The following is a 20,076-nucleotide window of genomic DNA, read 5'->3' as shown; positions in this document are numbered from 1 at the left end:
CCTCATTTTACACTGTACAGTCGTCCGAACGTCTTTGCGTATTCTTCAAATTCAAGAAGCGCATCAGCTCTTGTTCCGGGATTCACAAGCTTTGTTTTAAGCTCTTCAACTTTTTTGACAAGCGCGCTGCCGACAACGACACCGTCAGATATTTCATTCATCCCGTCAACCTGTTTGCGGTTTGAAATGCCAAAACCGACCGCCACCGGAACAGAGCTGAATTCTTTCACCTTACGAATGAAAGAGTATACAGACGGATCGAATTCGCTGCGTACGCCCGTCACTCCTAAAGAGGATACACAATACACAAAGCCGCTGGCCTGTTCAGTAATTATTTTCAAACGGTCTTCACTTGTCGGCGCAACCAGTGAGATATAAGCGATGTTCTCCTTTTTGCATGTCATTTGCAAAAGGGCGCTTTCCTCTAATGGAAGGTCGGGTACAAGCAGACCGTCTATGTCGTTTTCCCGCAGTAAAGCGAAAAAGTATTCTTTTTCTAATTGTAACACAGGATTATAATACGTAAAGAGGATAATTGGAATATGAACGCCGTTTTTTTTCATTTTGCCGCCAAGTTCAATTGCTTTTACGATATTCATTCCGTTTTCCAGAGCCCGTTTTGAAGCCCGTTGTATGACGGGTCCGTCCGCGAGCGGATCTGTGTAAGGAACGCCGATCTCAAGGGCAGAAGCGCCTGCATTCTGCAATGATATTGCCAGCTCAACAGAAATGTCAGGAAGCGGATCGCCAGCTGTAATAAAAGGGATAAATAATTTTTCAGAATCTCGCAGATTAAACATGTGTCTCCACCCCGTTTTCCAAAACATTCATCAGCGTATGAACATCTTTATCTCCTCTTCCCGACAAACTGACGAGAATGATTTTATCTTTATCCATGTCTTTTGCCATTTCAAACGCTTTTGCCAGGGCGTGGGCAGATTCAATAGCCGGAAGAATACCTTCTGTTTCAGAAAGCAGACGTAACGCGGCAATCGCTTCATCGTCTGTCACGCTTTCGTACGTTACACGGCCGCTTTTATGCAGATAGGCGTGCTCAGGGCCGATCCCCGGGTAATCAAGGCCTGCTGAAATGGAGTACGGTTCGATAATCTGCCCGTATTCATCTTGTATTAAATAGGTCATTGAACCGTGAATCACCCCGAGCGTCCCTTTTGCGATCGTTGCCGCATGCAGCGGCGTATCAATTCCTTTTCCGGCCGCCTCGGCGCCGATCAGCTCAGTATCTTCGTCTAAAAAGGCCTGAAAAATGCCCATCGCATTGCTTCCGCCGCCGACACATGCAACAACCTTATCCGGGAGCGTTCCTTCAACCCGGCGGAGCTGTTCTTTCGCTTCCTCGCCGATGATTTTCTGGAATTCGCGAACGATATACGGATACGGGTGCGGCCCCACTACAGAACCGATAAGGTAGAAATGATCTTCACAATGCTGGACCCAATACCTGATTGCCTCATTCGTCGCATCTTTCAGCGTGCCGTTGCCGCTTGTGACCGGCACCACTTCCGCGCCGAGCAGTTTCATCCGGAATACGTTCAGCGACTGGCGCGCAACGTCTTCTTCACCCATAAAAACCGTACACTTAAAACCGAATTTTGCGGCGGCTGTCGCGGCAGCCACACCGTGCTGTCCCGCACCGGTTTCGGCGATGATTTTCGTTTTGCCCATCTTTTTGGCAAGCAGAATCTGGCCTAGCGCGTTGTTAATTTTATGAGAGCCGGTATGGTTTAAATCTTCTCTTTTCAGATAGATTTTCGCCCCTCCCAAATACTCCGACACCCTGTCTGCGAACGTTAATGCGGTCGGTCTTCCGGAGTAATCAAACAATAGTTTTTTATATTCGGCATGAAAAACGGGATCATTCCTTAATTCTGTGAAAGCCGTTTCGATTTCCTCAAGGGGCCGCATCAATGTTTCAGGGACAAATTTGCCGCCGAATTCGCCGTATCTTCCGATTTCATTTGGATATGGATACATAGTGGTTCATCCTTTCTTCTAAAATCCGGATCAGTGTTTGATCCTTTTGTCCGTTTTTTTCAATTCCGCTGGCAAGATCTATACCGCACGGACGCGATCTCAGTAAGCCGGTAATCGTTTCAGGATTAACGCCGCCCGCGATAAAACAGCGCTTGTTTGCATTTTGAGCCTGCTTTCGGTACAAGGGGACACGGGCCCATGAAAACGCGATTCCCGTGCCGCCTCTCATTCCTTTTACTGAAGAATCAATGACATAGCCGTCGACAGCAGGTGCAAATTGAGCCATCTGACGGAGCGTCCCTTCCCCGTGATGGAGCGCTTTCCATATCTCCGAGCGTACAAGCGGGCGGAGGCGGAGGGCATCCTCAGGCGATTCATCACCGTGAAGCTGGATGACGTCAAGTGCCAGATCAGAGGCGATTTGCGCGATGTTTTCTATCGTTTCATTTACAAATACTCCGACATGTTTCTTGTCTGTCCGGACCTGCTCTTTCCATTTCCGGACCTCATCCGGCGTTACTCTCCGTTTGCTTGCGGCAAAAATAAATCCCAGATAATCCGCTTCTGAAGCTGCCGCAAGTTCATAATCACGCTTCGATCGTATTCCGCAGTACTTTAACTCAGGCTTTTTCATATCGTCACTCCCCGAACAGTCCGCGGATCGCTTTTTGCTGCGAATCCTCTCTCATTAAGGATTCTCCGGCCAATACAGCCTGCGCCCCGTGCTTGTTGACGAATTGCAGGTCAGCCAAAGAACCGATTCCGCTTTCGCTGACCAGCAGGCAGCCGTCCGGTACAAGCTGCGCTATTTTTTCCGTTTGCGAAACAGAAGTACGGAACGTTTTTAAGTCCCGGTTGTTTATGCCGAGAATGTCCGGCTGAAACACTTGTAAAATCCGTTCAAGCACAGTTTCATCATGGACTTCAACGAGAACGTCCATGCCCTTCTCGCGGGCTTCCAGATAAAGCTCATGAAGCTCTGAAGGTTCCAGCGCTTCCCCGATCAGCAAAATGGCATCGGCGCCGATCCTGAACGATTCCTCCACCTGAAGGGAATCAATAATAAAATCTTTTCTCAGCACGGGAAGAGACACGGTTTGTTTAACATCTGTCAGAAATTGATTTCTCCCCTGAAAAAAACGGGTATCCGTGAGAACTGAAAGGGCGTCGGCTTTAGCCGCTTCATAATCCGCCGCAATCGTTTCCGGAACAAAATGCTCTTTAATCAATCCTTTAGACGGCGAAGCTTTTTTCACTTCGGCAATCAGCCCGATAAAACGGTTCGGGTTCAGGAGCGCTTTTTTAAAGGATCTCCGTTCAATTTGACAGGTTTCCGGCAGCACGATGGATTTTATTTCTTCTTTTTTCTGCTGAATGATTTGATCAAGCATACATTTCTTCCTCTTTCTGTTTCAGACGTTCGAGCTGCCTTTTAGCATCTCCGTTTTGAATCGCTTCTAAGGCGGTTTTCGTTCCTTCTTCCAGATCGTTTGCAAGACCTGCCGTATAAATGGCCGCGCCCGCATTTAAGGCGGTAATATGCAGAGCGGATGACGGAGCTTTATTTGCAAAAATATTCTGAATGAGGAGCGCGCTTTCTTCCGATGAACTCACTTGAATATCCTTTAGTGAACCTTCTGTAAAACCGAATTGTTCAGGTGAAACGGAATATTCCAGACGTTCACCGTTTTTCAGTTCAATGATATCGGTCGGTGCTGAGATGGACAATTCATCTAATCCGTCACGGGCAGAGACAAGCATGACGTGTCTGACATCAAATTGTTCCAAAGCGCTTGCCATCAGGCGCGCTTTATCAAATGAATAGACGCCGATCACCTGCCGCTTCACCTGCAGCGGGTTGCTGAGCGGGCCCAGCAGATTAAATACGGTTCGGAAGCCAAGCTCTTTTCTTGCGGCGGCGACGTACTTCATTGACGAATGAAACAGCGGCGCAAACAAAAACCCCATTTGTTTCGTTTCAATGCTGCGTTTGACGCTGTCTGGTGTGGCTTGAATGGAAACACCCAGTTTTTCCAGCACATCCGCGCTGCCGCTTTTAGACGAAACGGAGCGATTTCCGTGCTTGGCAACTTTAGCTCCGGCGGCAGAAGCTGTAATCGCCGCTGCCGTGGATATGTTAAACGTAGAAATCCCGTCTCCGCCTGTTCCGCACGTATCAACGACATCCGCCAAGCCACCTGATGTCTGTGCCCGCGCCCGCATCACTTTTACAAATCCGGCAAGCTCCTCCGCCGTTTCACCCCGGTGGGCTAATACCGATAAAATCCCGCCGATCTCAGACTGCGACATGTCCCCGTTCATCATCATCTCCATCAGCTTTTCGGCTTCTCCAATTTTCAGCGTACGGCCATTAACGCACGATTGCAGAAATTTGTTCATCCGTCTTCTCCTCCCCGCCAGAAAAGATGTCTTCTGCGATTTGAATCGTTTTTAAAAGCGCCCCCGCTTTGTTACAGCTTTCTTCATATTCGGCTTCCGGGACGGAATCGGCGACTATTCCCGCGCCCGCCTGCACCGACGCCGTACCGTTTTTGACACTCATGGTGCGGATGGTAATACACGAATCAATTGACCCGTCAAATCCGATATAAGCGATACATCCGCCGTAGGTTTCTCTGGAAGTCGGTTCTAATTCATTTAAAAGCTGCATCGCGCGGATTTTCGGAGCGCCCGTGAGTGTTCCTGCCGGGAATGCCGACATCAGCGCGTCAACGGGATGGACGCCCTGTTTTAAACGGCCGGTTACAACAGAGATGATGTGCATCACATGTGAAAAAGAAACGACCTTTGTGAATTCCGGAACGGCTACGGAACCGTACTCCGCAACTCTGCCGATGTCATTGCGCGCAAGATCGACGAGCATGAAATGTTCAGCTTTTTCTTTTTCGTCATTCATCAGCTCTTTTTTCAGGCGTTCATCTTCTTTTTTTCCGGCGCCCCTTCTTCTCGTTCCGGCAATCGGATGAATTTCCAGGTGCCTGTCATGCACGCGGATCAGACGTTCAGGCGAACTCCCGACAATGTCTCTGTCAGGCAGTTTGATATAGTACATATAGGGTGAAGGATTGATGATGCGGAGCACCCTGTACAGTTCAAATGAATGTCTGGATACCGGAATGTCAAACTTTTGCGAAAGCACCCCTTGAAAAATGTCTCCCGCTTTTATATATTCTTTCAGTTTATTAACGCCGGCCATAAACTCTTCTTTCGTATAATTGGATGTCACATCGGCAAAACTTGGCGTGTCAAACGTTTCTTTAGAAAAAAACGGCTCTTTCATATCTTTCGATTCTGTCAAAATACCGATAAGCTTACGAAGCTCCGCGCAATTTTCTTTAAAAACGGCCCGCTTTTCTTCCTCCGTCTCCCGGCCGTTAAGCTCCGCATATTGAATGAAATGCACTTGTTTCGTTTCGTGGTCGTACGCGATGATTTTCCGGCAGACAAACAGCATGCATTTTTCGAAATCTGTTTCTTTCGCGTGGCTTGGCACGGAAGGCTCAATCAAAGGAATCATGTCATAGCTCAGATAACCGACCGCCCCTCCCGAAAATGGGATATCAAGCTCGGGTGTTTTAATGCGGAAGCTCTCATTCATCCAGTCAAGCACGGCTTTTAATTCTCCGCCTTCAAACAGCGTATGCCCGTTTGGATCAGCGGCAGTGAATGTGTTATGACTTTCTTTAATGGTGATAAAAGGATCGAGGCCGATAAAAGAGTATCTCGACCAGCTTGACGACTCATCCTTGCTTTCTAAAAGATACGTAATGTTTCTGTCCAGTTTTTCAACCATCTGAATGGGTGTGATCGTGTCGACCGTAAAAGTCTCTGCGATTGGAATGGTGCGGTGTGTCAGACTGTCCTTTAAAAATAAAGAAACATCCGATTGTAAATTCATGATTCTCCTCCTTACGGTAAGGAGAATGAGATGAAGAGTGAGAGGAGTCTTGCGTATAAGAAATAAACCCAAAAGAAAGGATTCTTTTGGGCAGAATAAAAACGTGTTTATCTCAGCTCAGCTAAACTCATTCTCTGCTACCCTATTCTAAACTCAACTGTTCAATATCTTACTTACCAGCTCTATACACACTCTTGTGTATTTCTAAGCTTTGTTTATCGTATTACATGTCAGTATTTTTTGTCAATGATAAATCCGGCCTTAACACAACGGCTTTTTCTAAATAGACATGCTTGATTTCATCCTGAGGCGCATCCGTCTGAACCGTCATCAGGACACGGATACACTTTTGCAGAGCGCCGGTGACATCCATTTCCTGCATGCACGTCACCGGGACGTACTGCCACCCGGAAAGGCGGCGGACCGCTTTTGCCGGAAATACGGAATGGATATCAGGCGTGGCGGATAACAGGATCTGTACAACGTCTTCCGGCTTGCATCCATTTTGTTCAATGATTTTTTCAAGCAGCTGCTGTGTTTTTTCTAAAATTTCTTGTTCGGTGTCTTGTTCCACCGTTGTTGCTCCGCGAATGCCGCGTATCATCATGCTGTTTCCTCCATTCGCCATTTGTTCAGCAAATTTTCGAGCTCATCTTTTGAAAGCATGCAGTCCCGCGCTTCGCCTAATTCCTTTAACACGATGAACTGTGTCATGCCTCCGCGCGTTTTTTTATCATTCATCATCCGGGCGGAGAGAACCGGCGTTTCAATATCTTGTCTGATGCTTCCCGGGTAGCCGAGCCCAATCAGCCATTGCGTGAGTTCTTTTCTGTTCATCTTGCATCCAGCAACCTGTTCACTCACGTAAAGGGCAAACTGCATGCCGAGGGCGACCGCATCTCCATGTGTAATCCGGCCGTAGCCGTATTCCGCCTCAACGGCATGGCCGAGCGTATGGCCGAAATTCAGAAAAGCTCTTATCCCCTCTTCCTTTTCGTCCTCACGCACGACGGCCGATTTGATTGAAATTCCTTTATAAATCATTTCATTCAGCTCAGCGCTTGTCAGTCCTTGCAACGTGTCAAACGTGAGAAGTTTTTCTAAAAAAGCATGATCGGCGATAAACGCATGTTTAATCACTTCAGCCATACCCGATCTCAGCTCTTGTTCCGGCAGGGTTTTCAGTAGCTCCGTATCGTAAATCACCGCTTTCGGCTGATAAAACGCGCCGATTAAGTTCTTTCCGAGTTTATGGTTGACGGCCACCTTGCCGCCGACCGCGCTGTCATGGGCAAGCAGTGTCGTCGGCATTTGAATGAAATCAATTCCGCGCATAAAAGTTGCTGCGCAAAAGCCGGCCAAATCACCCGTCACGCCGCCTCCGAAGGCGATCATACATGAGGAGCGGTCCATATTGAAAGCGATCGCTTCCGTTTGAATCCGTTCATACTCTTTCAGAGACTTCGCTTCTTCTCCGCTTGGAGCGATCACTTTTTTCACGGGCCATGTTTCGTGTAAAAGCCGGAACATCTCATCACCGTATAGCCGGTCAACTTCAGCATCGATGACGAGAAGGATCTTTGTCAGCGGCCTGTTCAGTGAAGACAAAAGGGCAGCGGCCTGTTTCCTTATGCCTTCACCGATATACACGGGATATGCGGAGGAAGCTGTCCGAACCTCAAGCTCTTTCATCAGAATTCCCTCGATAGTTTTTTCATGTTTTCAACATTTTCTTTAATGCGGTCGATCTGGTCAAGCCCGAATTGTTCTACGACGGCATTTGCGATTTCCCAGGCCACTGCTGCTTCAGCCACTACACTTGCTGCCGGAACCGCGCAGCTGTCTGAACGTTCAATGCTCGCTGTAAACGGTTCTTTCGTTTCAATGTCGACGCTTTTCAGCGGCTTGTACAAAGTAGGGATCGGTTTCATAACGCCGCGGACGACAATCGGCATTCCCGTCGTCATACCGCCTTCTAATCCTCCGAGCCTGTTTGTGGCGCGTGTATAGCCTTTCTCTTCATCCCATACGATTTCATCATGAACTTCACTGCCGTTTTTGCCGGCCGCTTCAAAACCGATGCCGAACTCTACGCCTTTAAACGCGTTAATCGACAGAACGGCAGCAGCGAGCTTGCTGTCCAGCTTACGGTCATAGTGGACATAGCTTCCGACACCGACCGGCATACCTTCGACGATCACTTCAACGATTCCGCCGATCGAGTCGCCGTTTGCCTTCGCTTCATCAATGGCTGCCATCATTTGACGGCCAGCTTCTTCATCGTAGCATCTGACCGGTGATTCTTCCGTTACCCGTTTGAGATCCTCAATGGATGTGTAATTGGTTTTCTCTGCTTTTACGCTGCCGATTTGCAGGACATGCCCGGCGACTTTAATGCCAAGCTCCGCTAAAATCTTTTTAGCGACGGCTCCGGCAGCCACGCGAACCGTTGTCTCACGCGCGGAAGATCGTTCTAACACATTTCTCATATCGCGGTGATTATACTTAATAGCACCGTTCAAATCTGCGTGTCCCGGTCTCGGTCTTGAAATCTGGCGTTTCATTTCACTTTCTTCTTCTTCTGTAATCGGTGCGGCGCCCATAATTTTTGTCCAGTGGGTCCAATCTTTATTCTCTACAACGAGCGCGATGGGTGAACCGAGTGTCCGGGCATGCCGCACGCCGCTTGTGATCTTCGCTCTGTCCGTTTCAATCTGCATGCGGCGTCCGCGGCCGTGCCCTTTTTGACGTCTGGCAAGCTCAAAATTAATGTCTTCTTCAGTTATATAAAGCCCCGCAGGCACACCTTCTATAATTGTCGTCAGCTGCGGACCGTGTGATTCTCCGGCTGTTAAGTATCTCATTTCTTTTTTCTCCCTTCATCGCATTAACGCTTTTAAGTAAAACTATAACACAAGTTTTCATTAAATGTCTTCTATCTTTTTTGATAAAAAAATGTATCAGTGCTCTCAAGGCCGAATTTTTCCGGGCTGAAAATTTGTTCTGTACTGCCGACAAACAGAATTCCGTTCTTTTTCAGACTGCCCGCCATTTTCACATACAGCTCTTCTTTTGCTTTTTCAGTAAAATAAATAAAGACGTTGCGGCAGACGATCAGGTCAAAATCCTGTTCATAGCTGTCGGCAAGCAGGTTGTGCCGCTTAAACCGGATGTTTTTCTGAATCTCTTGTTTTACTTGATAGCTGTTGTCAGCCTGCTTGGTGAAATAACGGCTTTTCACGGAAGCCGGCACCTCTTGCAGCGAGCGTTCCTGATAGATGCCCCGCTTGGCTTTGCTGAGCGCCTTTTCATCAATATCTGTCGCCAATATATCAAATCCGGCCAATTCCGTCTGCTGATTGAGAATCATAGCCAAAGTATAGGGTTCCTCTCCCGTTGAACAGGCCGCACTCCATATTTTTAACGGTTTGTTATGCTTTATTAACGGAAGAATTGAGGTTTCAAGAACTTCCCACCGTTTATAATTTCGGTAAAATTCAGAAACATTGATCGTCATTCTGTCCAATGTTTCGTTTAATAAAAGCTTGTCCTTTTCCAAAGCGGCGGCAAATTCCTGAAAATCTCTGAACCCCTTCTTTTCATAAAGGGACGTAAGCCGCCTTTTCATCTGTGCTTCTTTGTATAGAGATAAATCAACACCGGTTATTTGTTTCCACTTGGTGATAAAAATGTCGTAATGCTCCATTGCTTCTCTCCCAATCTCGCTGTCTTTTGTCCTAGTATAGCCTGTTTTCTTTCGAAATTGTACGATTTCAATAAAAAAATCAGCCCGCGGGCTGATTTGTGAGAAATGAAAAGACAGGGCAGCGCAGCCTCTGTCTTTTTTAAAATATGTAAACCTTTTCATAACAAGAGAAAAAGAAAGGCTGACGGCTTAGTACACCCAGTCGGCCATTAATTTTTGATACGGTACAAGCTCCTCCTGTTTGAAGAAAATGTCAATTTCCCGCTCAGCGCTTTCTAAGGAGTCTGAACCGTGAATGATATTTTTGCCGACAAACATGCCGTAGTCACCGCGGATCGTGCCCGGCAGTGCATCTTTCGGGTTCGTTTTTCCGATCAGCTGTCTTGTGATCTCTACTACATTTTCCCCTTCCCATACCATTGCAAATACGGGTCCTGATGTAATGAATTCCACAAGCTCGCCGAAAAACGGCTTCCCTTTATGTTCAGCATAATGGTTTTCAGCCATCTGTTCTGAAACTTGCATTAGCTTGGCTCCTGCCAATTGTAAGCCCTTACGCTCAAATCTGGATAAAATCTCTCCGATCAGCTGGCGCTGTACGCCGTCCGGTTTTACCATGATAAAAGTTTTTTCCATAAGATTCTCCACCCCATCATTATGTATAGGCTTTCAAGTTGCACACCGAAATCGTAACATCTTTCTGACAATTAATCAATCCAGGGCGGAGAATGTTCACATCTTGTTCGTAAAAGGAATTTAAAATTTCCGTTTGCCGATATATTTGGCGATGGCGGCCAATGATGAGCGCGCCCGTCCTCTCGGCAGTGTATTCAGTTTTTCAAACGCTTTTTTTAAGTACCTGTCACTGACGGCCATTGATTTTTCAATCGCGTCTGTGCGTTTAATATTTTCAATAATGGGGGCGAGCTTCTCCTGTGTTGTTTCACTGTTAATTAATTTCAGCTGATTTTTCAATTCAGGCTGACGGAGCGCGTACAAAACGGGCAGAGTGACATTTCCTTGCAGCAGATCCCCTCCGACCGGTTTTCCCAGTTCCTCTTCCGTTGAAGTGAAATCAAGAATGTCGTCAATAATCTGGTAGGACATGCCCACGTAATAGCCGAACCAATATAATGCTTTGTGAATCTTCTCATCAGCTCCCGAAGCGATGGCGCCGAGCTGGCAGCTGACGGCAATGAGAAGAGCCGTTTTCCGTTTGATGCGGCGCAAATAGGTTCTGAGGTTTTGTTCCATATTGTATTTATCTCTGATCTGTTCAATTTCTCCGAGGCATACTTCTACGATGGTTTTGGACAGGATCCGGTGGGCTTTCGGCTCATCCAATCTCGTCATCATCTCCAGTGAGCCCGCAAGCATATAATCACCGGTATACATGGCGATACGGTTGTCCCACTTGGCTTTGATGGTCGGTTTTCCCCTCCGCAGCTCGGCGTCATCAATGACGTCGTCATGCACGAGGGACGCCATATGAATCATTTCCAGCGTCACCGCAACATATTTTATTTTATTAATGTCATAGTCGCCGAACATGCCGGAAAGCAATACGAAAACAGGGCGGATCCGCTTGCCTCCCGCCTGGAGCAGATGGAGCCCGGCTTCACTCAGCAAGGGATAGTCTGACCGCACCGTTTGCTCAAGTTCCCTTTCGATCACATCAATATCGTCATTTAAAAAAGAATAGGCCATTTTAAATTTCATATCATTCACCCAAACATCTGTATATTCATCATTTCCAACCGATATGCGTAGCGGCCACTCCGCCGGTAAACGAATGGTATTTGACATTCGTCAGGCCCGCTTCTTCAAACAGACGCGCAAGTTCTTTCATACCGGGAAATTCTCTTGCCGATTCTTGAAGCCAAGAATATTCTTTATAGCTCTTCGCAAACATTTTTCCGAAGAAAGGCATGATGTATTTAAAATATAGAAAATATGCCTGTCTGAATCCGAACATTTCCGGTTGGGATGTTTCCAGACATACGACCTGCCCGCCCGGTTTGACGACCCGCCGCATTTCTTTCAGCACGGTCAGATAGTCGGGAACGTTCCGCAGCCCGAAGCCGATGGTGACAAAATCAAAAGAATCATCAGCGAAAGGAAGCTCCATCGCATTTCCGTGCAAAAGTTCAATTTGGCTGTAACCGCCCTCTTTCACTTTTTTCTCGCCGATGCTCAGCATATTTTTGCTGAAATCCAGTCCTTTGATTTCACCGCTTTTTCCGGCCGCTTCTGCGAGGGCAATCGTCCAGTCAGCCGTTCCGCAGCAGACATCAAGCGCTTTTGCGCCTTCTTTAACATTCATGATCTGCATCGTTTTATCGCGCCATTTTTTATGCTGCTGAAAACTGATAACAGAGTTCATTTGGTCATAATTTTTATAGATTTTTTCAAACACGCCGTGTACGCGCTGTTCTTTTGACTCCTGCATGTTGATTACCCTTCTTCCACTTTCTGATGATATGTTTTGTCCTGGCTGATCGCCTTAAGCCGGTTCAGCATTAGGTTTTGGATTGGTGAATTGAGCGGCAGCAGCGTTTCAATGCTTTGCTTTGCCTTTCGGAAGCTATCTTCCATTATGTCAGCCTTTGATTTCCCTGACTTTACAATATTGCCGATGACATCGAGAAATATAGCATTGCCGTTCATCAGCCGCTTATATACAAAAAAATCACTCGCCAGCTCTTTCCAGCGCGGAAGATTAAAGTGGTCTGACACTCTGTGAAACAGGGCCGCTTCCACAATCGCCATGCTTTCGATCAATTGATTCAAGTCATTGACAGACCGATCGTACAGACGGATTTTATGCTCATTGATTTCTTTAATTGCCGTAGCGAGCGTCCGTATCATATAGATATCCTTCATTTCAGATAAAAGCGAATAATACAGTCCGCTGAAATAGTCGCCGGCAAGCACGGTGAGCTGCCGGTTTTTATTTTCGTCTCGCTTTAACGCTCTGGCTGTTGTCACTTCATCGTGGGTATCAAGGGCGCTTTGGACAAGCATCGCAGTTACTATGTAATTTTCTCTGTCGTTGTTCTTAATGTCCGCCTCTTCAAACAAAGCGTGAAAAAGAAGAAGCTTATCCTCATCGATTTTAGGCGCAGAAATATGTTTCGCTAAATAAGGATGAGACAGCTTTTGTTTTAATTTCGTATTTAGATTCGCTAAAGTTCCGTAGATGTCTTGCAAAAATATCACCCTTGTCCCCAAATTCACATTTATTCTAATATGTATGAGATTTACTCGTCATTATTATACGCAGGTATCATTATAGCATAAAAAAAAGAAATTGGCTGTATTCTCCCGCCGTTTGCGGGCATTTGGCAAAAGCGGGAAACAGCCGGCTTATTTTTTTTCGCTGTTCATTTCTCCGTAAGCGGTCTGGATGAGGGCGTTGCCTCTCACTTTGATGGCAGAGGTATGCTCAGTAAACTGAGCGATAATTACTTCGCCTTTGTCCAGTTTTTCGGAATGGTGAAATTTCGTATCCGTTCCTCTCGTTAAACCGATGACGTTCACGCCGTCCTCGACCGCTTTAATGACGACAAAATCACTTGAATGCTTTGAATTCATATCTGCACCCTCTATCATTATTAATCCGCACGTTTAATATGTTCTAACACTTCGGAACGCGCCGCTGCGTCATCTTTAAAAATACCTCTTACAGCGGAAGTCACTGTTTTTGCACCCGGCTTTCTTACGCCCCTCATCGTCATGCACATATGCTCAGCTTCGACGACAACCATGACGCCGTGGGGATCTAAGGTCTCTACGATGCTTTCTGCAATCGTTGAAGTGATGCGCTCCTGCAGCTGCGGGCGTTTTGAGACGGCTTCCACTGCCCGCGCCAATTTACTCAGGCCCGTCACTTTGCCGCCGCGCGGAATGTAGGCAATATGCGCTTTTCCGTAAAAAGGAACAAGGTGATGTTCACACATGGAATGAAACGCGATATCTTTTACAAGAACAAGCTCCTCATGGTCTTCTCCGAAAACGGTTTTAAAGTGTTCTTTCGGGTCTTCATTTAATCCCGAGAATACTTCCGCGTACATTTTTGCCACGCGTTTCGGCGTATCTAAAAGCCCTTCCCGGTCCGGGTCTTCTCCAATCGCCTCTAAAATCTGGCGAACCGCCTGTTCAATCTGTTCTTTATTAACTTCTTTCATTGTCTGTGTCCTCCACCATTGAATACATTTAATTTCGATTCTAGCACATTTGCCGCGCCAAAAGCAAAACGAAAGTCCTGCCCGGTGACCAAGGCTGCTTAAATATGAAAAGCCCCTTTATCAAGGGGCTTTTCTGTGAAGAAACAAAGTGTATGTATCAGATGCATACACGATCTATATTCACAATTATTTTCCTGCAACAGCGTCTTTAAGAGCTTTACCTGGTTTGAAAGCAGGTACCTTGCTTGCAGGGATTTCGATTTCTTCACCTGTTTGCGGGTTACGTCCTTTACGTGCAGAGCGCTCGCGCACCTCAAAGTTACCGAAACCGATCAGTTGGATTTTATCACCGTTTTTAAGTGCATCTAAAATCGTATCAAAAACAGAATCAACTGCTTTTGTAGCGTCTTTTTTAGACAATTCGCTTGCTTCAGCAACCGCATTGATTAGTTCTGTCTTGTTCATGCCTTTCACCTCCTCCCAAAAGGGTATCAAATCAGCAGTTTATTATCATTTCTTCACAGTTCAGCCTGATTCTAAACCTGTCTGATAAAAAATCAAAGCAGGGAAGAACAGACAAGTAAACGGCTTTTCATAAGAAAACAGACACTTTGAGGAATGTTTGTCCAACAAAGTGAAGATTTTCTGTATGTAGAGTAACACATATAAAAAGCCATATCAAGCATTTTAAAGCCTCAATCCCTTGCTCGTCAAGGTTTTCACGTGTTTTACCGAACAAATATTCCTTTTTTTGCTTTTTTCCTCCTAATCCTTGATTGATTTCCAGTATCTAAAAAGAATAAAAAAAGACCCCCCGTTTCAGGAAGAGGTCCTTCAGCTTACAAAATAATGGCGATCAGGCCGCCTGAGCCTTCGTTAATAATTCTCTCCAGCGTTTCTTTCAGTTTATATCTCGCATTTTCCGGCATGAGTGACAGTTTTGCGGAGATTCCTTCTCTTACGATAGAGCTCAATGATCTGCCGAAAATATCGGAGTTCCAGATAGAAAGCGGATCATCTTCAAAGTCCTGCATTAAGTAGCGGACAAGTTCTTCACTTTGTTTTTCCGTCCCGATGATCGGCGCGAATTCACTTTCCACATCCACTTTGATCATATGAATGGACGGAGCGACCGCTTTGAGCCTTACTCCGAACCTTGATCCCTGTCTGATGATTTCCGGTTCATCAAGGCTCATATCGGTTAAGGCCGGGGCGGCAATGCCGTAGCCGGTCTGTTTCACCATTTTCAGCGCATCTGATACCTGATCATATTCTTTTTTCGCGTGGGCGAAGTCCTGCATTAATTCAAGCAGGTGGTCTTTCCCGCGGATTTCAACGCCGACCACTTCTTTTAAAATCTGGTCATATAAATGATCCGGCGCATACAAATCAATTTCTGCGACACCCTGGCCAAGTTCGATTCCGGCCAGACCGGCGCTTTCAATAAACTCAAATTCACTGAAGTGGCCGACAACCCGGTCGACATCACGCAGGCGTTTAATATCTTTTACGGTTTCTTTCACTGATTCCTGGTAGCTCTCTCTGAGCCAGTGATTTTCCTTCAGCACCATGACCCAGCTCGGAAGGTTGACATTGACTTCCAGCACAGGGAACTCGTAAAGCGCTTCTCTGAGGACGCTTAACACATCTGTTTCCCGCATGCTTTCAACACTCATGGCGAGGACGGGAATATCATATTTCGCGCTTAATTCAGCTCTGAGCGCTTCTGTTTCCGGGTGGTACGGTTTTACCGAGTTGATGACCATAATAAACGGTTTGCCGACTTCCTTCAGCTCGTCGATGACTCTTTCTTCCGCTTCCACGTAATCGCCCCGCGCAATATCGCCGATTGAGCCGTCTGTCGTAATGACGACCCCGATTGTGGAGTGTTCCTGGATGACTTTTCTCGTACCGATTTCCGCTGCCTCATGAAAGGGAATCGGTTCTTCGTACCAAGGTGTATTGATCATTCTCGGGCCGTTTTCATCCTCATATCCCTTCGCCCCGGGAACCGTATATCCCACACAATCCACAAGACGGATGTTGACATCAAGTCCTTCCGCGACATGAACGGACATGGCTTGATTCGGGACAAATTTTGGTTCTGTGGTCATTATCGTTTTTCCTGCTGCGCTTTGCGGAAGCTCATCCTGCGCCCGCGCTCGATCGGCCTCATTGCTGATATTCGGGAGCACCACGAGCTCCATAAATTTTTTAATGAATGTAGATTTCCCTGTACGGACAGCGCCAACGACTCCTAAGTATATATCGCCCCCTGTTCGTTCAGCGATATCCTTGAAAATATCGACCTTTTCCAAGTGATCCCCTCCCGGACTTCCTATCCTTATCATTTTTCATTCACCATTCTCCAATCAAATACAGGACACTATATGTGTATGACGTTGTCCTATTTCAATATGACATCTTTAGAAAATTTTCAGGCAGTCTTTTCTATCAAAATCAAAAAAACCTTTCTCCCTATTTGTATGCGCGGGAAAAAGGTTCATTCCTGTTTCGTTTGACTTTCTAAAAAAACGGGTTCCTGTTTTTCATTTACGGTGTATGTGACTGAAAAGGCCGGGACGAAAGGAGTCTCTTTCCATAAAATATCCTGAATTTCCGCGCCCGGTTTGATTTTCTTTTTGTTTTCCTTCAGGCAGCGGGCGAGATCGACGCGATAGTCGGCATAGATTTCTCCGTCAGCGCCGATTAAAAGCGGCAGAGACGTGCCTGAAACCGGACTTTTGACTGAAGGAGAGTCTTTCATGCCGAGCTTTTTTTTATTTAAAGTGAACAGCCCTTTTGAAACGGCGTCCTCATAGGGAGGATATGTATGCTTTTCCTGATACATTTTGACACGCAGCTTCATGTCGCGGATTGCTTCCGCCATTTGGAGATCGACCAGCTTGACGGTCGGCTTATTTTCCACATCGACAAGCACGTATTGGTACATTCCTCCGCTTTCATAAGCTGAGGCCGGCGGCTCCTCTATGTATCTGGGCGCGAGCCGCTTAAAATCTATCGGATATTTTTGATAGAGCGGTGTTTTCATATCTTTTGTCTGAATCGGCAGAAGTCCGCCGTTCGCCTTTTTAAATTCATCCACTGCCGCTTGCACCTGCTGAAGCTGATGTTTGTAAGATACTTTATTTTCAGTTTTTTCCGCTTCAGGGTACAGACAGCCGGACAGCAGAAGCACCGCCATTGCCGTTATGACGGCCATTTTAAACTTATGCATTCCGCGCCCCCTTTTTGCTTTATTCATTGACAGGCCCGCTGAAAACGACCATTAACACGATCAATCCCGAGATGACCATGCAGGCATAAGCGAGTGAAGAAACCGCTGCTTTTATCAGTTTGTTTTTCACTTTGTACCTGCTGACATAAATAGAGGCCACCGCAACAAACATTAATCCCATAGCACCAAGCGCAAACCACATTTTCATCAATGCCACACTCACGTTCGTGCCCCCCGTCCCATCATTGTAAGCGTTATATTTCATTTTAATATACAAATGTTGAAAAGATCAACAGGTTTTCCATCTATTGAAAAAACAAAAAAACTGAAGCAAAGAGGGGGACTTTGCTTCAGTCAAGTTGACTATATTCACCTGTACGTCTGAGATACACTCTCTTGGACTTCGATGCTATAGTATGCGTAGATGCGTACGTCTGCATCCTCTTCTGCCTAAATCAGCAAATGTTTTAAGCGATTTCAGCCGGAGAGTTCTGCGTTTTGGACTTTCGTCACTTCAGAATATGCTGACGGCATGTTATTGTCACTTCACCCGGTTTTCGAATGTGTTGACCAAGTCTTCCATCTCATGGGTTTTCACTCTGGCCATTAAGGATTCTACGGCCGTTTCTACCTTCTGCCCGTTAAATAATACTTGGTGAAGCGCCTCTGTGATCGGCATTTTCACTTGGTATTTTTGAGACAGCTGATACGCAGCTTTCGTCGTCCGCACGCCTTCAACAACCATCCCCATCTTATCCAGGACAGCTTCCAGCTTATATCCTTTGCCGAGCAGGTTGCCGGCGCGCCAGTTTCGGGAATGAACGCTTGTACACGTCACGATCAAATCGCCTACGCCGGTCAGGCCGGAAAAGGTGAGCGGATTTCCGCCCATCTTTGTGCCGAGTCTGGCGATTTCAGCAAGACCTCGGGTGATTAAGGCCGCTTTTGCATTATCTCCGTATCCCAATCCGTCTGTAATCCCCGCTGCAAGAGCGATGATATTCTTTAACGCTCCCCCTATTTCAACACCGATCATATCCGGATTGGTATAGACGCGGAAATGCTGGTTCATGAATAAATCCTGAACCGCTTCTGCAGCCTTGATATTTTTTGAAGATGATGTAACAGTCGTCGGGTGTCTTAATCCGACTTCCTCAGCGTGGCTCGGCCCTGAAAGCACGACGATGTCTTTTCTGTACTCCTCAGGCAGCTCCTCTTCCATTAATTCTGAAATACGGAGAAGCGAATCCGGCTCAATTCCCTTGCTGACATGAACAAAAATCGATTGTTTCGGGATGTACGGCAGAGCCTTTTTCAGCACTTCCCGAATGGCTTTTGTCGGAACTGCCACAATGATAAAGTCCGCTCCTTTTAAAGCCTCGTTTAAATCAGCTGTACCGATGATAGAACTTGATAGCTCCACCCCCGGCAGGTAATCTTTGTTTTCATGCAGGTCGTTGATTTGATCGATCAATTCGGCACGGTGTCCCCACATCATAACTTGATGTCCGTTATCAGCCAGCACTAAAGAAAGTGCAGTGCCCCAGCTTCCCGCTCCAAGCATTGCCACTTTTTTCATCTCTGTATCACACCTTTTTATTTTCTTGCTCTTGCAAATATTTTAATTGGCGTACCTTCAAATCCGAAAGCGTCCCGGATTCGGTTTTCTAAAAAGCGTTCATAAGAAAAATGCATCAGTTCCGGATCGTTGACAAAAACAACGAAGCTCGGCGGCTTAACAGCGACTTGAGTCGCATAATAAATTTTCAGACGGGAGCCGTTGTGCGTCGGAGTCGGATTCATGGCGACCGCATCCATGATGACATCATTTAAGACATTTGTCTGCACGCGGAGAGAGTGGTTTTCACTCGCTTTAATAATCGCAGGCATGAGTGTATGAATCCGCTTTGTCGTCAGTGCCGACATAAACAGCACCGGCGCATAATCAAGAAATTGGAAATGTTCCCGAATATTTTGTTCAAATTCTTTCATCGTGCGCTCGTCTTTATCAACGGCATCCCATTTGTTTACGATAATGACGACGGCTTTCCCGGCTTCATGGGCGTATCCGGCGATCCGCTTGTCCTGCTCAAGGATGCCTTCTTCTGCATTCAGCACAACCCCGACGACGTCTGAGCGGTCAATGGCTTTTAACGCCCGAAGCACACTGTATTTTTCTGTTGTTTCATATACTTTACCCTTTTTTCTCATTCCCGCCGTGTCAACGATTACAAATTCCTGCTGATTGTAGGTGAACGCCGTATCCACAGCGTCTCTAGTCGTTCCGGCTACGTTGCTCACGATAACCCGCTCTTCGCCGAGCATCGCATTGACAAGGGATGATTTTCCGACATTCGGGCGGCCGATCAGGCAGAATTGAACGACATCATCACTGTACTTCGTCTCCGGAATGTTTTTAAAATGCTCGGCACAAGCATCGAGCAAATCTCCCAATCCTAAACCGTGTGTGCCCGAAATCGGATACGGTTCTCCAAAGCCGAGCGCATAAAAGTCATAGATGTTCGCTCTCATTTCGGTATTATCTAATTTATTAACGGCTAATACGACCGGTTTTTTCGTCCGGTACAGTATTTTTGCCACTTCTTCATCCGCAGACGTCACACCTTCGCGGCCGTTCACCATAAAGATGATCACATCAGCCTCGTCCATGGCGATTTCAGCCTGCTGGCGGATCTGTGTCAGAAACGGTTCGTCTCCGATATCAATTCCGCCCGTATCAATCAGGTTAAAATCATAATTCAGCCATTCCGCCGAACTGTATATCCGGTCCCGCGTCACTCCGGGGGTATCTTCTACTATTGAAATTCTTTCACCCGCAATCCGGTTAAAGATTGTGGATTTTCCCACATTCGGTCTTCCGACAATGGCTACGACAGGTTTACCCATAGTACCCTTCCTTTCAATCCAGCCGCTTACATTTTCACAAAAAATTGTTCAACCGGTTATTAAAAATCATCTTCGCTATGAAAAGAACCCTTCAAACAGAAGGGCTTAACTCATTTATTATATC

22 protein-coding genes are annotated in these 20,076 nt (G+C 46.5%); all 22 read right to left on the bottom strand.

Annotation, left to right across the window (positions count from 1 at the left end):
- Positions 1-2: 2 nt before the first annotated feature.
- On the bottom strand, positions 3-800 hold the full coding sequence (gene trpA, locus CXL14_RS12440) for a tryptophan synthase subunit alpha (RefSeq protein ID WP_014418254.1): 798 nt from the start codon (positions 798-800) through the stop codon (positions 3-5).
- Positions 793-1,995 carry a tryptophan synthase subunit beta gene (trpB, locus tag CXL14_RS12435; RefSeq protein ID WP_101287830.1) on the bottom strand — a complete coding sequence of 401 codons (1,203 nt, stop codon included), beginning with the start codon at positions 1,993-1,995 and terminating at the stop codon, positions 793-795. Before trpB ends, trpA begins: the two co-directional genes overlap by 8 nt.
- Complete coding sequence (locus CXL14_RS12430; RefSeq protein WP_101287828.1) at positions 1,976-2,629, bottom strand: phosphoribosylanthranilate isomerase; 654 nt, start codon at positions 2,627-2,629, stop codon at positions 1,976-1,978. The genes trpB and CXL14_RS12430 overlap by 20 nt, the downstream gene beginning before the upstream one ends.
- A 4-nt stretch (positions 2,630-2,633) precedes the next feature.
- Positions 2,634-3,386 (bottom strand): indole-3-glycerol phosphate synthase TrpC, encoded by a 753-nt coding sequence (gene trpC / locus CXL14_RS12425; protein WP_017418037.1) that lies wholly within the window; start codon positions 3,384-3,386, stop codon positions 2,634-2,636.
- Complete coding sequence (gene trpD / locus CXL14_RS12420; RefSeq protein WP_101287826.1) at positions 3,379-4,395, bottom strand: anthranilate phosphoribosyltransferase; 1,017 nt, start codon at positions 4,393-4,395, stop codon at positions 3,379-3,381. Before trpD ends, trpC begins: the two co-directional genes overlap by 8 nt.
- A complete protein-coding gene (gene trpE, locus CXL14_RS12415; protein WP_101287825.1) occupies positions 4,367-5,914 on the bottom strand; it encodes an anthranilate synthase component I in 1,548 nt (515 codons plus the stop codon). Before trpE ends, trpD begins: the two co-directional genes overlap by 29 nt.
- 223 nt (positions 5,915-6,137) lie before the next feature.
- Positions 6,138-6,521 (bottom strand): chorismate mutase, encoded by a 384-nt coding sequence (gene aroH / locus CXL14_RS12410; protein ID WP_061862332.1) that lies wholly within the window; start codon positions 6,519-6,521, stop codon positions 6,138-6,140.
- Complete coding sequence (gene aroB, locus CXL14_RS12405) at positions 6,518-7,606, bottom strand: 3-dehydroquinate synthase (RefSeq protein WP_101287823.1); 1,089 nt, start codon at positions 7,604-7,606, stop codon at positions 6,518-6,520. Before aroB ends, aroH begins: the two co-directional genes overlap by 4 nt.
- Positions 7,606-8,778, bottom strand: coding sequence for a chorismate synthase (gene aroC, locus CXL14_RS12400; RefSeq protein ID WP_101287821.1), 1,173 nt, complete (start codon positions 8,776-8,778; stop codon positions 7,606-7,608). The genes aroB and aroC overlap by 1 nt, the downstream gene beginning before the upstream one ends.
- Positions 8,779-8,849: 71 nt before the next feature.
- Positions 8,850-9,620 carry a protein-glutamate O-methyltransferase gene (locus CXL14_RS12395; protein WP_101287942.1) on the bottom strand — a complete coding sequence of 257 codons (771 nt, stop codon included), beginning with the start codon at positions 9,618-9,620 and terminating at the stop codon, positions 8,850-8,852.
- A gap of 189 nt (positions 9,621-9,809) precedes the next feature.
- On the bottom strand, positions 9,810-10,256 hold the full coding sequence (gene ndk, locus CXL14_RS12390; protein ID WP_003153455.1) for a nucleoside-diphosphate kinase: 447 nt from the start codon (positions 10,254-10,256) through the stop codon (positions 9,810-9,812).
- A 120-nt stretch (positions 10,257-10,376) separates the two neighbouring features.
- The gene (gene hepT / locus CXL14_RS12385) at positions 10,377-11,339 is read right to left on the bottom strand and encodes a heptaprenyl diphosphate synthase component II (RefSeq protein ID WP_198555338.1); all 963 of its coding nucleotides are present in this window, start codon (positions 11,337-11,339) and stop codon (positions 10,377-10,379) included.
- Between the two features lie 28 nt (positions 11,340-11,367).
- The gene (menG, locus tag CXL14_RS12380) at positions 11,368-12,069 is read right to left on the bottom strand and encodes a demethylmenaquinone methyltransferase (RefSeq protein ID WP_003153453.1); all 702 of its coding nucleotides are present in this window, start codon (positions 12,067-12,069) and stop codon (positions 11,368-11,370) included.
- Between the two features lie 5 nt (positions 12,070-12,074).
- Complete coding sequence (hepS, locus tag CXL14_RS12375) at positions 12,075-12,830, bottom strand: heptaprenyl diphosphate synthase component 1 (protein WP_007409455.1); 756 nt, start codon at positions 12,828-12,830, stop codon at positions 12,075-12,077.
- Between the two features lie 156 nt (positions 12,831-12,986).
- Positions 12,987-13,214: a trp RNA-binding attenuation protein MtrB gene (mtrB, locus tag CXL14_RS12370; RefSeq protein WP_003153449.1), complete on the bottom strand. Its 228-nt coding sequence runs from the start codon at positions 13,212-13,214 to the stop codon at positions 12,987-12,989.
- A gap of 20 nt (positions 13,215-13,234) precedes the next feature.
- On the bottom strand, positions 13,235-13,807 hold the full coding sequence (gene folE / locus CXL14_RS12365; protein WP_003153448.1) for a GTP cyclohydrolase I FolE: 573 nt from the start codon (positions 13,805-13,807) through the stop codon (positions 13,235-13,237).
- Positions 13,808-13,993: 186 nt separating this feature from the next.
- Positions 13,994-14,272, bottom strand: coding sequence for a non-specific DNA-binding protein Hbs (gene hbs / locus CXL14_RS12360; protein WP_003153447.1), 279 nt, complete (start codon positions 14,270-14,272; stop codon positions 13,994-13,996).
- Between the two features lie 374 nt (positions 14,273-14,646).
- Complete coding sequence (gene spoIVA / locus CXL14_RS12355; RefSeq protein WP_003153438.1) at positions 14,647-16,125, bottom strand: stage IV sporulation protein A; 1,479 nt, start codon at positions 16,123-16,125, stop codon at positions 14,647-14,649.
- A gap of 185 nt (positions 16,126-16,310) precedes the next feature.
- Complete coding sequence (locus tag CXL14_RS12350) at positions 16,311-17,045, bottom strand: hypothetical protein (RefSeq protein ID WP_014418263.1); 735 nt, start codon at positions 17,043-17,045, stop codon at positions 16,311-16,313.
- Positions 17,046-17,064: 19 nt separating this feature from the next.
- Positions 17,065-17,268, bottom strand: coding sequence for a DUF2768 domain-containing protein (locus CXL14_RS12345; protein ID WP_003153435.1), 204 nt, complete (start codon positions 17,266-17,268; stop codon positions 17,065-17,067).
- A gap of 318 nt (positions 17,269-17,586) precedes the next feature.
- A complete protein-coding gene (locus tag CXL14_RS12340) occupies positions 17,587-18,624 on the bottom strand; it encodes an NAD(P)H-dependent glycerol-3-phosphate dehydrogenase (RefSeq protein WP_029973642.1) in 1,038 nt (345 codons plus the stop codon).
- Between the two features lie 17 nt (positions 18,625-18,641).
- Positions 18,642-19,952, bottom strand: a complete 1,311-nt coding sequence (der, locus tag CXL14_RS12335; RefSeq protein ID WP_003153433.1) for a ribosome biogenesis GTPase Der — start codon at positions 19,950-19,952, stop codon at positions 18,642-18,644.
- Positions 19,953-20,076: the final 124 nt, after the last annotated feature.

This window comes from Bacillus sp. SJ-10 (assembly GCF_002843505.1).
In the GTDB taxonomy this organism is placed as follows: domain Bacteria; phylum Bacillota; class Bacilli; order Bacillales; family Bacillaceae; genus Bacillus; species Bacillus velezensis.
Note: the sequence above shows the minus strand (reverse complement) of the source record. Positions and strands in the feature narration are given on the sequence as shown.

What these genes read in the sequence shown, in the direction of transcription:
- trpA (WP_014418254.1), bottom strand. Translation starts at nt 800, where the DNA reads ATGTTTAATCTGCGAGATTCTGAAAAATTATTTATCCCTTTTATTACA.
- trpB (WP_101287830.1), bottom strand. Translation starts at nt 1,995, where the DNA reads ATGTATCCATATCCAAATGAAATCGGAAGATACGGCGAATTCGGCGGC.
- CXL14_RS12430 (WP_101287828.1), bottom strand. Translation starts at nt 2,629, where the DNA reads ATGAAAAAGCCTGAGTTAAAGTACTGCGGAATACGATCGAAGCGTGAT.
- trpC (WP_017418037.1), bottom strand. Translation starts at nt 3,386, where the DNA reads ATGCTTGATCAAATCATTCAGCAGAAAAAAGAAGAAATAAAATCCATC.
- trpD (WP_101287826.1), bottom strand. Translation starts at nt 4,395, where the DNA reads ATGAACAAATTTCTGCAATCGTGCGTTAATGGCCGTACGCTGAAAATT.
- trpE (WP_101287825.1), bottom strand. Translation starts at nt 5,914, where the DNA reads ATGAATTTACAATCGGATGTTTCTTTATTTTTAAAGGACAGTCTGACA.
- aroH (WP_061862332.1), bottom strand. Translation starts at nt 6,521, where the DNA reads ATGATGATACGCGGCATTCGCGGAGCAACAACGGTGGAACAAGACACC.
- aroB (WP_101287823.1), bottom strand. Translation starts at nt 7,606, where the DNA reads ATGAAAGAGCTTGAGGTTCGGACAGCTTCCTCCGCATATCCCGTGTAT.
- aroC (WP_101287821.1), bottom strand. Translation starts at nt 8,778, where the DNA reads ATGAGATACTTAACAGCCGGAGAATCACACGGTCCGCAGCTGACGACA.
- CXL14_RS12395 (WP_101287942.1), bottom strand. Translation starts at nt 9,620, where the DNA reads ATGGAGCATTACGACATTTTTATCACCAAGTGGAAACAAATAACCGGT.
- ndk (WP_003153455.1), bottom strand. Translation starts at nt 10,256, where the DNA reads ATGGAAAAAACTTTTATCATGGTAAAACCGGACGGCGTACAGCGCCAG.
- hepT (WP_198555338.1), bottom strand. Translation starts at nt 11,339, where the DNA reads ATGAAATTTAAAATGGCCTATTCTTTTTTAAATGACGATATTGATGTG.
- menG (WP_003153453.1), bottom strand. Translation starts at nt 12,069, where the DNA reads ATGCAGGAGTCAAAAGAACAGCGCGTACACGGCGTGTTTGAAAAAATC.
- mtrB (WP_003153449.1), bottom strand. Translation starts at nt 13,214, where the DNA reads ATGAATTCAAAGCATTCAAGTGATTTTGTCGTCATTAAAGCGGTCGAG.
- folE (WP_003153448.1), bottom strand. Translation starts at nt 13,807, where the DNA reads ATGAAAGAAGTTAATAAAGAACAGATTGAACAGGCGGTTCGCCAGATT.
- hbs (WP_003153447.1), bottom strand. Translation starts at nt 14,272, where the DNA reads ATGAACAAGACAGAACTAATCAATGCGGTTGCTGAAGCAAGCGAATTG.
- CXL14_RS12350 (WP_014418263.1), bottom strand. Translation starts at nt 17,045, where the DNA reads ATGCATAAGTTTAAAATGGCCGTCATAACGGCAATGGCGGTGCTTCTG.
- CXL14_RS12340 (WP_029973642.1), bottom strand. Translation starts at nt 18,624, where the DNA reads ATGAAAAAAGTGGCAATGCTTGGAGCGGGAAGCTGGGGCACTGCACTT.
- der (WP_003153433.1), bottom strand. Translation starts at nt 19,952, where the DNA reads ATGGGTAAACCTGTCGTAGCCATTGTCGGAAGACCGAATGTGGGAAAA.